This is a genomic window from Candidatus Viridilinea mediisalina (assembly GCF_002532535.1).
Classification (GTDB): domain Bacteria; phylum Chloroflexota; class Chloroflexia; order Chloroflexales; family Chloroflexaceae; genus Viridilinea; species Viridilinea mediisalina.
In genome coordinates, this window is record NZ_NQWI01000056.1 from 19005 (window position 1) to 31771 (window position 12767).

Genomic DNA, 12767 nt, shown 5'->3' on the forward strand with positions numbered 1-12767 from the left:
TGCCTCTGTGGTGCAATGCTCGGTACCTCTTCTTGTTGGTGTTTGCAAATCCTTGTTCAGAAAATGTTTTACTCTGCCTCGTTGGTTGGGAATTCGTCCAGAAGATCAAAATCGGGCGTGGGCGAGTCTACCGGCGTGGGGCTTGGGACGATGCAGGTGAGGCTGCGTAGAATCTGGCCGTTGTCGCGGATGCGGACGCTGACCACGTAGTTGCCGGGGGTTTCGAGGACGCGCCCGAGTTGGATGCTGTAGTTTCCGTTGGCGTCGCTGAAGCCGCCTCCTACTGGGCGTTCGTCGAAGTAGAGTAGTAGGGGGGTGCCTGGTGGCGCTTGGCCGCTGATGCTGAGGCTGCTGCCTGCGATGCAGAGCGCTTGGCTGGTGGGGGTGGGTGTAATAGTCGGGGTGTTGGTGGGTGGCGCTTCGGTTGGGGGGATGCTGATCTCTACCAGCGGAGGTGGAATCGGGGTCTCGGTGGGCAGTGGGGTGGCCGTGCGCTCGATGCTCGGGGTGATCGTGGGGGTGCGCGTGGGGGCGATCAGGCTTACGCTGAGGCTGCGGCTGGCGCTGCCTAGCATCCAGTTGCGCGCAATCAGTTTGATCTCTGGGGGCGTGGTGAAGCCTTCGCCGATGATGTGGTAGGAGGGGTCGGTGATGCGTGGTACCGGCGTCTCGTTGATCAGCAGTTGTACCGTGGGGCCGTTGGTGACAGCCCAGCGGATCATGACCTCATCGCCCGCTACTGGCACCGTTGTGGTGGTACGTAGATCGATAATCTGGGGGCGATACCAGAACCAGAGGCTGGCGAGCATGGGAATGATGCTGACGACGATGAGCATAAACATCCAGCGTGCAAAGAAGACCTGTTGGGTTACTTGGCCGCTGTCGCTATGTTGGTTGCCTTCGCTTTGGGGGCGGGCCTGTACGCTGAAGCGGTGCTGTTGCGCTTTGCCCCACCAGAGCCAGTGGTTGGGGCGTACTATTAGGTTGGTGCGTTTGCTGCTGCCCGGCTCGATGGTGAGCGTATCTTCGCCAAATTGGTAGTTTAGTTGTTCTTCGTCGTCGAGCGCGTTGAGCGTAAAGGTCACCGGGGCGTTGCCTTGGTTGCGGAGTAGCACATTGTAGTTGGCTCGCATCCAACAGCGGCGCCGCTTGGGACTCAGGTTGAAGGCGCTACTCGCAAAGGGGAGTACGGTCCAGAGTGCAAGGTCGGTATTGGAGTGGCTGGGGTTCTCGCGTGAGCGGGCGCGCACCACGACCGGGTATTCCTTGGCGTGGCTCTCGGCCACTTGGGGCACGAGCAGGTTGAGTGTGACGACCTCCTGTTGCCCTGGGTTGAGCTGCACCTGGGGGTGAGCCAGTGGGTCGGAATGCCTTCAACACTGAGGGTAAAATGGTCAACAATGGTGCCCAGATTGATCAAGGTGACGCGGCAGCTTGCAGCGCGGCCCGGAGTCAGGCTCAAGCTCTCCTGTTCAAGGCGCACGCCAATGCGCTCTGAGAGGATCTCATCGCTGGCGGTTTGGCCCGTCGCAGGCGGATCGGCTGGGGGCGGGCTACTGGCCTGCTTGGTTGGCTGAGGCGCGGCTTGGTGCGGCATGGTCAGCACGAGCGGCTCGGTGGGGCTGCCTAGGCCAACCGCAGGCCCATTGAGTGGTTCGGGGGCATCGTGGAAGGCCGCGTGGCCCTTGGCGGCGGCTGGGGCGGCTGGCGCTGCGACCTCCAGGGGCACCGCTTCGGCGCGCAGCCAGAAGACGCCCATGCGCAGCGGTTCGTCCCAAGTCCAGACGCGCATCTCGCGGGGCTTGAGCGGCTTTTCGCCCACCATCACAATTGCCTGTTGGGCCAGGCTGGTAATAATGATCGCACTGCCGTCCCAGTCCAACTCCAACTGACGCGCCTCAATCTCATCGGCGTGCAGCGCAATGCTATTAGCCTCATCGCGCCCGATACTCAGCCCATCGCCGGTCAGATCGAGCGAAGCCAGGATGCGCCCATACTGATCGAGGGCATGAATACGCGGCTGCACCGGGCCAGTCAACAGGGGCTTGGTGGCGGCAGCGGGCGCAGTGCTGGCAGGGGCCAACGCGGGATGGGTCAGCAGCGCCGTCAACGCCTCGTGCAAATCCTCTAGGCGCGCAAAGCGTTCAGCCGGATTTTTGGCCAAACAGCGCAAAATGATCGCCTCAAAGCTTTCGGGCAGCGCCGCATTGACCGTGCGGGGGGGCAACGGGGACGTATAGACATGGTGAAAGACGGCATCATCCAGTGTACGCGCCTCAAACGGCACCCCGCCGGTCGCTAGTTCATAGAGCATCACCCCCAGGGCATACTGATCGCCCAAGCCGCTCACCTCAAGCCCTTGGCAGCGTTCGGGGGGCATGGCATAGAGCAGCGTATCGCTCCAGATCTGCTCCAAGGCATCATCGGAGGCCAGCAGCAGACTACTCAAGCCCACATCGGCCAGCTTCACCTGGTAGCCAAAGGCATCATCGGTGCGGCGGGCCAGCAGCAGATTGCTCGGCTTGAGGCCACCGTGGAAGCGTTGTTGTTGTTGCAAAAAGATCAATGCTTCCACCGTCTGCACAAGCAACTCAAGGGCCAGCAGCAGCGACCAAGCGGCACTGCCGCGCCGTTGCAGCAGGCTACTCAGCGAGCCATCAGGCAGCCACTCCATCACTACAAAGCAGAGGCCGTCCGCTTCGCCAACCGCTTCGAGCTTCACCAGGTGGGGATGCTGCAATTGGGGCAACTGGGCTGCCTGTTCATGGAACTGCTGGCGAAAGGCAACATCTTGGGCAAAGTGGTACGCGATCACCTTGATGGCACGCGGGCCCGCCAGATGCGGATGCTGGGCCTGATAGACCGGCCCTAGCTCAGTGGGGCCCAGCAACTGTTCAAGCTGATAGCCTGCCAGCTTCGTCCCCACCAACTCACTCGCCTCAAAGGGGCGCAGCGGCGTTGGTGGTACCAGCACCGGCACGTCTGGCGCTGCCTCAAGCTCCTGGGTTGCCTCAAGCTCCTGTGGCGCATCAAGCTCCTGTGCTGCCTCAAGTTCCTGTGGTGCGAACGCAGCAGCCTGGTGGCTCAACGGAGGCTGATAGGGCGCATAGAGTTGGGGGGCCCAAGAGCTGGGCAGGGCGGCGAAGATGGCTTCGGGGAGGCTTGGGGCGAGCGCAGGGTGGCCCTCACCCCCTACCCCTCTCCCACGTTGTGGGAGAGGGGCGAAGGACTCATGGTCTGCGGGGGTTGCTTCGGGTTCGGCTCTCGAACTTTCGGCTATCAGATTTTCGGCTATCGCAGGGTGGCCCTCACCCCCCGGCCCCCTCTCCCGCGTGGCGGGAGAGGGCGGGTGATACTGCTCACAGCTTGGGTATTGCCCTGCTGGCGCAGATTGCTCACCGGGGCATTGTTCTGGTTCAAGGTGAGCGTCAACGTCCCATTTTGGCCCGTATCAATGTTGCCCGTGCGATCCTGCACTTCCACCACCAACCCATCGAGCGCTTGGTCGGCGCGGTAGTGTTGCTGCACTCCTGTTAAGCGCAGGCGATTGCCTGTCACCGCAAAATGATCACTGAGGACAATCAGGCCATTGATCGAGGCGCGCAGTTGGTAGTTCTGGGCAGCCCGATCAATGCGGAGATTGCTGGTCTGGGCGCTCCCATCGGTCATCGCCAGTGTGATCGAACGGGCATAGCGCACAGGCTCATCAGAGGTGCGAAAGCCCGTGGTACTGCCACTCGGCCCACCGAGCAGCTCGAGGGTCAATTCGCCCGCGAGCCGACTATCATCCCCGGCGCTGGTGATCGCCCTGATGCGGATCTCCCCGTCAGCGAGGCTACTCACCGCGAGCGCATCACCACTGCGCGTACTCTGCGGTTGGTTCACAAAACGCAGGCCACTGGCGCTCACCTCAAGGTTGCGCGTGATCGGCTCATAGCCGGGCGAGCCAACGACGATCCGATAGGCACCACTGCGTGCGGGCACAGCCAGCACAAAGGTGTGCCGCCCCTGCTGGGCATTGGCCTGCAAGCGTTGCACCTGTTGATTTTCGGCATCAAGCAGGTTCAAGATCAAAGCTTGGTTAAAGGTGGCATCCACCTGGGTGGTTTGATCAACCGCATGAACGGTAACCTGCACGTTGCTGCCAGCGCGGGCCGTCAAGGTACCAGGCGGCGCAAAGGCGAGATCGCTGGCCCGAATGTTAAACTCTGCACTCAGGGCGTCCTCGGCCACCTGCTGGCTACTCGCCCGCAGGGTATAGTTACCAGCCCGGTCGAAGATCAGATTGGAGAAGCTGGCGCTGCGCGTACTCGGATCGAGCGGGCTCGTCAGGGTACTCATGGGCGACAAGCCCCCGGCGCCTTGGGGCCCGGAAGCGATGCTGATTGCCACCGTCGTGCCCCCGCCGATCCGCGCCGAATTGCCAAAGGCATCTGCGGCACGCACAATAACCGGACTGGGCCCACCGGCCATCTGCACCACCAGCGCTTGGCCCGCAGGCATCTGGCTCGGCAGAGCCTCAAAGAAGAGGTGGGTCGCCAAGCCCTCAATGATGCTAAAGGGTTCACTGTGGATAGCGGTAGGGCCGTTGCTTGCACTCACCTGCAAGACATAGCCACTACCGACACAATCAACCTGCACGTCCTCGAAGGTAGCGCGGCCATTCACCAATGCGGCCCGTGTGGTTCCGCGTAGTTGCACCGGGCTTATCCGGGTGCAGATCGAGGGATCAGTGAGCCGCAGTTCAATCTCAGCGGGCCGATTCGTCACTAGGTTACCATCGGGATCAACCAACTCGATCTCAAAGGTGGGCAAGGGTTCGATAGGACGCACCCCGCCCAGCAGGGGCGAACGAAAGCGCAGGCGTAAGCTACTGGCGGTAAGGGTTGGCGTCAGGGAAGGGCTTGGCGTTGGAGATGCCGTAGGTGTAGCGGTAGGCGAGGGTGTCAGAACAAATTCAGGAATAGGTGTAATGGTAGCAGTTGTCTCTCTCTCCGTGGGTGTAGAGGTGAACGCCTCCTGGGGTGGGAAGGTCGCCACTGGGGTTACCGTGGACGTGGGGATGGGTGTAGGGGTAGATGTCGCAGTGGGTGTGGGCATCGTAGTGGGCGTAGGCGTCGTAGTGGGCGTGGGCGTAGGCGTAGGTGCTTCGGTTGGCACCTCAACTGGAGCACCATTTGCCGCGCCACCACCATTACCGGCAGCACCATTGCCACCATTCGCTCCATTTGCGTCGTCAGGGGGCGGGGGTGGGGGCGGGGGTGCTTCGGCGGCAGCGGTCAACATCAGCGCCATCTCTTCACGCGCCTGATCGAGCGCTGCGGCCAGCGCTTCAAGTGTAGGATCAACATCTGCCTGGGCCGCCGCGATCTGTTCGGCAAACTCAGTTGCCTGCAGATCCATCTGATTCAGCATGGCTATGGCCGTCTGAGTACCGGCAAGAGCCTCTTCGAGTGAGGGTTCATTAGGTTGAACCAGCAACTCCGGGGGAATATCAGTGGCCAAAGGGGTCAAGCCGGCCTGTGGTCGTTCAGCGTCTACTTGGTCGGCACGCACGAGATCGGAGAGCAGTAGGCCAAGCCCTAGCAGGGCCAGCAGAAAGAGCGCTGCCGCCGGAAAGAGCCAGAGTCCAACGGGGCGCTGCTGGCCCAGTTGGCCTAGGGCAACCAGCGTCTCGCCCGTAGTCGGGCGTACCTGGACGCTAAAAGAGTAGTTTTGCAGCTTGCCATTCGGATTCTCACGCGCCTGCACTGACAATTGCAGGGCTGCATGGCCAGCGGGTTGCAGGTTAACCTGGTTCTGATCAAGTTGATAATCGAGCGCTGGTTCATCCTCACCCGCAGTGATCGTATAGCTCTCAGGCTGATTCCCAAGATTATCAATCGTGAGGGTGAAGGATGTAGCCGACGTACCGCGTACCATGCGCTTGCGGGGACGCAGATCTACATGGCTCTCATTAAAGGGCAAGACGGTCCAACGCGCCGCGACGGCACAACTCACACCACTCTTGGCGGGCGGACGGCCCCGAATGGCCAAATTGTATTCACCGGCAACACTCTCGGCCTCGCGGGGTACATGAATCTGTAGGGTCAGGCGCTCTTGCGCCCCAGGTTCCAGGGTGATGGGCCGATTGGGCAGATGAAGCCATGAGGCTGGAATGCCCTCCACCGCGAGCAGCACCTGTTCCGCTGTGTCACCATGATTACTCAAGAGCAGCACGGCCACACTGGTCTGCCCTGGCGTCAGTTCCAGCGTTGTGCGCCCATCGGCAATGGCGAGCGCGAGGTGGCTAGGGCTCTCATCATTAGGGACGGGCGCACCAGCAGCCTGCTGGCTGGCCTGGGCCTGCGCCATCCGTAGGCGGAAGGGGCCAACATGCAGGATTGAGCCCTCGGCCAGCGGCAGGGGCTGATTGGCAGGCAGCGGCTGGTTGTTGAGCAAGGTGCCGCCCCGCGTGCCCAGATCCACCACCACGACCTGCTCACCAGTGCGCTGCAAACGCAAATGGTAGCGCCCTACCCCTTCAGCCTCAAGCACCAACTGATTGGCTGCGGCTGAACCAACGGTCAAGACCCCCTCCGGCAAGGCCATACTGCGCAAGGTTTCACCCTGAGGACCAAGGACATCCAAGCGGAGTGGCGCGGATTGCGCCTGCGGGGCTAGGTCATCGCCATCAAACGCGAAATCGTGCGTCATGGCGTCACCTCAATTCAAGGATATAACCAATATGGGCAGGTTTATAGCTTTTGATCAGTGTTTCGATCAGATCACGATCAACACCATTGTTGTCGGGGACGGTTATGCGAACCCGCATAACCAGCGGTTGTTGCGGTTCAGTGGTGATTTCAGGTGTGAGGCCGGTCACCAATTCAATCAAGCGCACAAGGCCATAGCGGGTGCCGCGCCAGCGCATCAGATCAAGGGCTTCGGCTAACAGGAGGCGCTTGAGAGGTTCAGGCCAGAAGGGATTCAGCGGCAAATCTAGCCATGTTGAGAGATATTGTAGCATGGTCGGGGGACAAGTTCTAGGGTTAAAGTACATGGCGATGTGATCCTGCCGCTGCTCCAAGGGCTCCCACATGGCCTCAATGATCAGCAGGAAGCGTCCGAGGAAGTCATTCTCGTGGTAGATCGCGGGCAGGTGGTTCAGGTAGCTACTCAACGGCCCGACGGGGGGCAAGGGGGGGGTGTTGACATGTTCTTTGGGCAGGGTGCGGGGCAGCAGCGCAGCCACCAGTTCAGCCTGATCCAGTTCAACCGGCTCGCCTACTGGCGCTTCGGCCTCTTCTTGCTGGTAGGCGAGTTCAAAGGGGCCAATCCGAAAGACCGCCCCAGCCACCAAGAGTTGGGGCTGGTGGGGCAAGAGCCGCGCATCGGCAAACAGCGTGCCACTACTACTCCCTAGGTCAACCAGAAAGATCTGCGTCCCTTCGAGGCGCAACTCGGCGTGCTGGCGCGCCACCTGGGGGTGGGGCAACGAGAGATCATTATCGGGCGTGCGTCCAATCGTCAGGCGCTCATCGTGCAAGGAGGCCCGTTGCACCAACTGCCCTTGGAAGCGCACGATCAGTTCAAATGTTGGCATAATGCTATTTCCGATTGTAGATTGTAGATTGCAGATTGCAGATTGCCGAACATGGCGTACCAATGGGCGTTAGCATTCTTGATAATGCGGCATGTTCAAGGGTAATTGGTATTACAGCAACAACCATGAAGGTTTGGGACTTGCCTCAACATCAGCGAAATCTACAATCTACAATCTACAATCTACAATTCCCTCACAGCGTCGTAAGTTGCAGCACTTCCACCCGATGTTGGTACGAGCAGACGAGGGCACCATCGGGGACATCAAGCCGCCCTAGGACGGGCTGGCCCCCTTCGCTGCGCCCCGGTTCGCGCACCGTGACGCGCACTTCGTCTACAAATTCTACATTGGGAATACGTTGCATAAGAGCGAAGATCTCGGAGACATGCAGATCACGCCCAAAGATCCAGCCGGTGCCATCGGCCCCGCCAACCAGAGGATTGAGGTAGCGGTAGAGTGCCGCGTCAGCCAAGCGGTAGACTTCAGCTTCGAGGGCTGGGGCGCTGCGCGGGCGAACGCGCAGGCGCGCCTCGACCGAAATCCAGATGTACTGAGGCATGCGTACTTCGGGGCTGGTGCCGATCAGACAGCGATCATTGAGGTGGTTCTGCACACTGCGGAGCAGTTCGGTTGAGAGGATCAGTTGGTCGGGGCGAATAGCCCCATGGGGCGCATCCAGGTGGGGCACGAGCAGTACTACTACCCGCCCAGGCGCTATGTCATAGGCTTCCCCGGGCTGGGCGCCAGGGGCGAGGCAGCAGGCGCGGGCGACGCCATGCACCTGGGTGGCGAGAAACTCAAAATCATCGGCGGTCACGGCCCGCTGGCGCGTCCGCAGTACCTGGGGCACACGCAAGCGTGCATCATCGAGCGTCTGGGCATCAATGCCACCAGCGGCGGGCGCACGATTGCTCACCCGCGCCACATAGGGCATGCTGGTTTTCAGCACCGAGAGGGCGCCACGCGGCAGGTTGCCCACCACGCCGCCGCCATGCTGGTAGTGGCTGAAGCGCAACTCGCTGCCCTTGACCGGCACCTTGCCAAAGCGGTAGACGGTGCCATCAGGTTGCAGCAGGGCCGGGCCGAGCGTCAGGCTGCCATCAATGCTGTCAAGCGTATAGTGGTTACTGTCGGCATGCGAATCGGCAAAATCCTCGACCTCTTCCCACTGCTCCGCCTCGCCGCCTGGCGGTACAACCACCAAGTAGTCGCGGGCTGGATCGCGGTTCAAGACGGGGCGCTGGAGCAGCGTAAAACGCTGGCCGGGCGACCCATCACTGAGTCCCAGACGCTCATTATGGACACTGACGGCATGGCGAGCCAGCGCAGTACCGCCACGCGTCTCGACACGCAGGTCGGTGATGGCGGGCGAAGCGCGGTAGGAATTTGGCCCGCCTTGGGCCTCGGTGAGGCGGCAACGCAACCAGTAGCCACTCACGCCCTGCAACTCTTCATTGACCATGCGGGGCAAATGGAGGATAATTTCACCATTGCGATTAAAGCCACCTGTACCATCATATTCCAACTCACAATCGGCCCAACGTCCCGACGTAGCCCCCTGCCAAACCTGCCATTGCACCGGCGGATTATTGGGATCGATCCCCGCGCCACCAGCGGTCGTACAGTTGACCACCAGAGCCAAGAGATGGTTGCCATGATCCTCCTCAAACGCAAGGTAAAAGGCATCGCCGGGAGCAAGTTGGGCCGGAAAGAGATTGATCGAACGCTCGGTGAGGCTCAACTGGCGCAGATCATGGGTAATCCAGGCCGCATTACGACCAACCGGGCGCGTAAAGGCGCCGCGCACCTGCGGCGGGCGCAGGGTCAAATCCTGCTCGGTGGTAAAAATGATCGCCGGACTGGTCTCAGTCCGCACTGTGGCCAGCTCAGTGCCAGCAGGAATAAGCCGGTCGAGCTGCTGGGGCGCCGAGAGGTAGAAGGTGACCGGGGCTTGGGCCGCGCGCGGCGGGGCCAAACGCATGCCCAACAGCTCCAGAAACTGCAACTGCATCTTGGCGGGCACCTGATTGACGCGATAGAGCAGCAACTCAGTCATCCACGCAAAGAGCTCAATCAACGTCACGCCCGGATCGCTCACATTGTGATCGGTCCACTCAGGGCAATACTGCGGAATCATGCGCTTCGCCTGATCCACCAGGTCTTGGAAGCGCCGATCATCCAAATTGATACTAGGTAGTGGCACCGCTCACTCCTCTCCAGGGATACGATAGAACGGGAAGACCAACGAGCGGCGGTCGTGGGTCGCCTTGATCTCATAGCTTAACGTAATCAACAAGCGCTCAGGATGTTCAGGGTCGGCCCCTGCTTGCACCGTCAGCACACGAATACGCGGCTCCCACATTGCCAGCGCCTCGCGCACATAGTATTCCGCAAGGCCCGCCGTCGTAGCATCGTTCGGCGCAAAGACAAGGTCGTGAATTTTGCAGCCAAAGGTCGGGCGCATCAGACGCTGACCCGGCGGAGTAAGCAGAATAATGCGAATAGCCTGATCGATCTCATTACCGCCACGCACCAGCGCAAAGCGCCCACGGGCGTCTACATCTACCGGAAAAGCCAGACCAGCACCAATGAAGTCAGCGGGCATGGTTTGCTCCTTATTTTTTTCACCACAGAGACACAGAGAACACAGAGGGATTTTCTAGTTATGCAATCACCGGCATTGGCTCTCTCCCAATCAAACCCTCTGTGTCCTCGGTGCCTCTGTGGTGAATATCTCTGTACCTCTTTCCCGCCTCGCCATGTCAGCCTCCAATCAGCACATTACCCACCGCCACCACCGTGCCCACCGGCAGATCGGTGGGATCATTGCAGGTGAGCGCCGTATCACCAGCGCGGGCGGCGGGCTTTTTGTTGATCATCACTGTGGCACTGCCCTTGACAATCGTTGCCTTATTGGTGGGGGGGCGCTGAAACGGGCCGCCCTGGGGGATATGGGGCGGTGTATTGTCGGCAGTGCTGCCCAAGACTGCCGCAGGCATACCCCCAATCTTCACATTACTACTCAGCCCACCATTGATAATCCCGGTGAAGGGGTGGGGAATAGGCGTTGGCACCGGCCCCCCCGGCGTCGGAATCATAATGATGTGGATGTCCGACCCGATGATCTGATCGCCCTGTTTTGCTGCTGGTTGGCCCATCTGCTCGCTCCTTCTGTTCCTCTGCTCTTCTGCTCCCCTGTTCCCCTGTTCCTCAATTCAAATTAATCATCGCCCCACTCACGTCCACCACCGCCGAACTGCTCAACTTGGCCCCAGTGCTGCCACTCAGTTCAGCTTGGCCCGTGGCTTCAGCCTTGAGGCTGCCGGTCGCCTTGATGCTAATGTCGCCAGTGGCTGCGAGGTTTAGGTTGCCATCGGCCTTGATGCTGGCATCACCGGCCACCTTCAACGCCAAGTCGTCTTTGGTCGTAATGGTAATCGGCCCGGCTGCCTCAATCGTCAAGGAATCGTCTTCTACCTTAAAGACCAATTTATTGCCCTTGCTATCAACTACACTAATTCCGCCATCATCATCGCTATCATCAAGCACAATATAGTTGCCGGTACGCGAATAGATCACGCGGCGCTTGACGAGGCCCGAACCATCCACAAGGTCGTCCTGCGAGCCAGGGGGCGGGTCGCTGCCATTCCAGAGCGCCCCCAAGACGATAGGAGCATTGCTGCGGCCATGGCCAAACGCGACCAGCACCTCGTCGTCAATCTCCGGCAAGAAGTAGAGCCCGCGCTGCTTACCAGCTCCGCTTGACATAATAAATAGCCAGTCGGTCATCACTTCGGCACCGGCCTCGCCATCGTAGAAGAGCGGAAATTTCACCTTCACACGGCCAAGCTGATCGGGGTCTTGGTTGTCCACCACCAAGCCCAAGGTCAGACCCGCGCCGTGGGGTGTTGTCGCAGAGCCTTGATGATCCAGCATGCCCAGGATGCTACTAGGATGCAAGCCGCTCACACTAAACTCGGTGGTATAGGATGCACCCGGCACAATCTGATGGGTGGCACTGGTAACAAAATAGGTACCACTGAAGCGCGTACCGACGCCCGCAATGTCAACCGAAGCGCCCGCCTGAATACCCACATTGCCAAGCGCCACCCCCTCAGCCTCAACGAAACGGCTGAGGTGGCTATCGAGCATGTTTTGCGCCACCGCTTTCGCCTGGTCTTGGGTGATCAGCGCAGGATCGCCACGGCCATCCTTGGGCGTCACTGCTGCGATGAAATTCTTGGGTGCCACGCCGATCCCCGGCGGCAGCGAGCTAGAACTCGCAACGCCCACAACTGCTTGTTTGGCTGCGGCATCCCAACCGCGCACCGTCACCTCCTGCACATAGCCAGTGGCACTGAGGCGCGGGCGAAAACTGCTCAACTCGGTGCCCCACTCTAGCGTAAGTGTGGCGCTGCTGGTAGGTGGCTCAAAATGGAGCTTCTCGCCCACAACAAAGAGCAGAAAGCCGTGGGCGGCAGCCAACTCCTGAGCCAATGCCAGATTGCTGTTGCCAAGTTGCAAGTAGTGCTCATGCTGGCCGGGGGTCGAAGTGGCAGCAGCACGAAGGCCCACATCACCAGCGCAGGCGCTGACAATCTCACTATCACTCATCTGCGTAAAGGCGCGCTGATACTTCACCCGCGCCAAGCGGTGCAAGCGGTCGAAAGCACGCACAATCACCCGCTGGCCTTGCAGCCCAAAATCGGCCTCAAGTTCAACGATCTCCCCATCGAAGAGGGCTTCACCCTTGCCCGTATTGACCACGAGGGTCGTGCCGGGCAAAAGCAGCGAGTGATCCACCCATTCAAGGGCGGGATCGTGAAGCACCAGCGTGGCCATACTCGGCAGGTGCAGGCTCATCTCAACGCTCAGTTGATCAATGGCAGCCAAGAGGCCATCGGGCGGCGTTGAGCCACCCAAGCTGAGGGCCAAATTGCTGAGGAGCGTGTCGCTTGCCATGCTTCTCATTTCCTTCTACGTTAGGTCATCCGAAGAACATTTTTTGTTAGCGCGAAGAAGTTCTGGGCCGCGCCGCTTGGCTTCGACAGGCTCAGCCAGCGGCGCGGTGGTTGCTAGCCCAAGGCTTCTTTCTGCTAACATTTTTTGTTAGCGCGAAGAAGTTCTGGGCCGCGCCGCTTGGCTTCGACAGGCTCAGCCAGCGGCGCGGTGGTTGCTAGCC

9 protein-coding genes are annotated in these 12767 nt (G+C 60.4%); all 9 read right to left on the reverse strand.

Annotation, left to right across the window (positions count from 1 at the left end):
* Positions 1 to 68: 68 nt before the first annotated feature.
* The gene (locus CJ255_RS23560) at positions 69 to 1250 is read right to left on the reverse strand and encodes a hypothetical protein (RefSeq protein WP_165774692.1); all 1182 of its coding nucleotides are present in this window, start codon (positions 1248 to 1250) and stop codon (positions 69 to 71) included.
* Entirely contained in the window at positions 1157 to 3088 is a 1932-nt protein-coding gene (locus CJ255_RS12770) for an FHA domain-containing serine/threonine-protein kinase (protein WP_124681921.1), read from the reverse strand. The genes CJ255_RS23560 and CJ255_RS12770 overlap by 94 nt, the downstream gene beginning before the upstream one ends.
* A 203-nt stretch (positions 3089 to 3291) precedes the next feature.
* Entirely contained in the window at positions 3292 to 6696 is a 3405-nt protein-coding gene (locus CJ255_RS12775) for an FHA domain-containing protein (RefSeq protein ID WP_097644489.1), read from the reverse strand.
* A gap of 4 nt (positions 6697 to 6700) precedes the next feature.
* Complete coding sequence (locus tag CJ255_RS12780) at positions 6701 to 7585, reverse strand: FHA domain-containing protein (protein WP_097644490.1); 885 nt, start codon at positions 7583 to 7585, stop codon at positions 6701 to 6703.
* 4 nt (positions 7586 to 7589) lie between these two features.
* Entirely contained in the window at positions 7590 to 7712 is a 123-nt protein-coding gene (locus tag CJ255_RS24680) for a hypothetical protein (RefSeq protein ID WP_281257210.1), read from the reverse strand.
* 66 nt (positions 7713 to 7778) lie between these two features.
* The gene (locus CJ255_RS12785) at positions 7779 to 9788 is read right to left on the reverse strand and encodes a putative baseplate assembly protein (protein ID WP_097644491.1); all 2010 of its coding nucleotides are present in this window, start codon (positions 9786 to 9788) and stop codon (positions 7779 to 7781) included.
* A 3-nt stretch (positions 9789 to 9791) separates the two neighbouring features.
* Complete coding sequence (locus tag CJ255_RS12790; RefSeq protein ID WP_097644492.1) at positions 9792 to 10190, reverse strand: GPW/gp25 family protein; 399 nt, start codon at positions 10188 to 10190, stop codon at positions 9792 to 9794.
* 157 nt (positions 10191 to 10347) lie between these two features.
* The gene (locus CJ255_RS12795) at positions 10348 to 10743 is read right to left on the reverse strand and encodes a PAAR domain-containing protein (protein WP_097644493.1); all 396 of its coding nucleotides are present in this window, start codon (positions 10741 to 10743) and stop codon (positions 10348 to 10350) included.
* A 52-nt stretch (positions 10744 to 10795) separates the two neighbouring features.
* Positions 10796 to 12547, reverse strand: a complete 1752-nt coding sequence (locus CJ255_RS12800) for a VgrG-related protein (protein ID WP_097644494.1) — start codon at positions 12545 to 12547, stop codon at positions 10796 to 10798.
* Positions 12548 to 12767 lie beyond the last annotated feature (220 nt).

What these genes read in the sequence shown, in the direction of transcription:
- CJ255_RS12775 (WP_097644489.1), bottom strand. Translation starts at nt 6,696, where the DNA reads ATGACGCACGATTTCGCGTTTGATGGCGATGACCTAGCCCCGCAGGCG.
- CJ255_RS12780 (WP_097644490.1), bottom strand. Translation starts at nt 7,585, where the DNA reads ATGCCAACATTTGAACTGATCGTGCGCTTCCAAGGGCAGTTGGTGCAA.
- CJ255_RS24680 (WP_281257210.1), bottom strand. Translation starts at nt 7,712, where the DNA reads ATGGTTGTTGCTGTAATACCAATTACCCTTGAACATGCCGCATTATCA.
- CJ255_RS12790 (WP_097644492.1), bottom strand. Translation starts at nt 10,190, where the DNA reads ATGCCCGCTGACTTCATTGGTGCTGGTCTGGCTTTTCCGGTAGATGTA.
- CJ255_RS12795 (WP_097644493.1), bottom strand. Translation starts at nt 10,743, where the DNA reads ATGGGCCAACCAGCAGCAAAACAGGGCGATCAGATCATCGGGTCGGAC.
- CJ255_RS12800 (WP_097644494.1), bottom strand. Translation starts at nt 12,547, where the DNA reads ATGGCAAGCGACACGCTCCTCAGCAATTTGGCCCTCAGCTTGGGTGGC.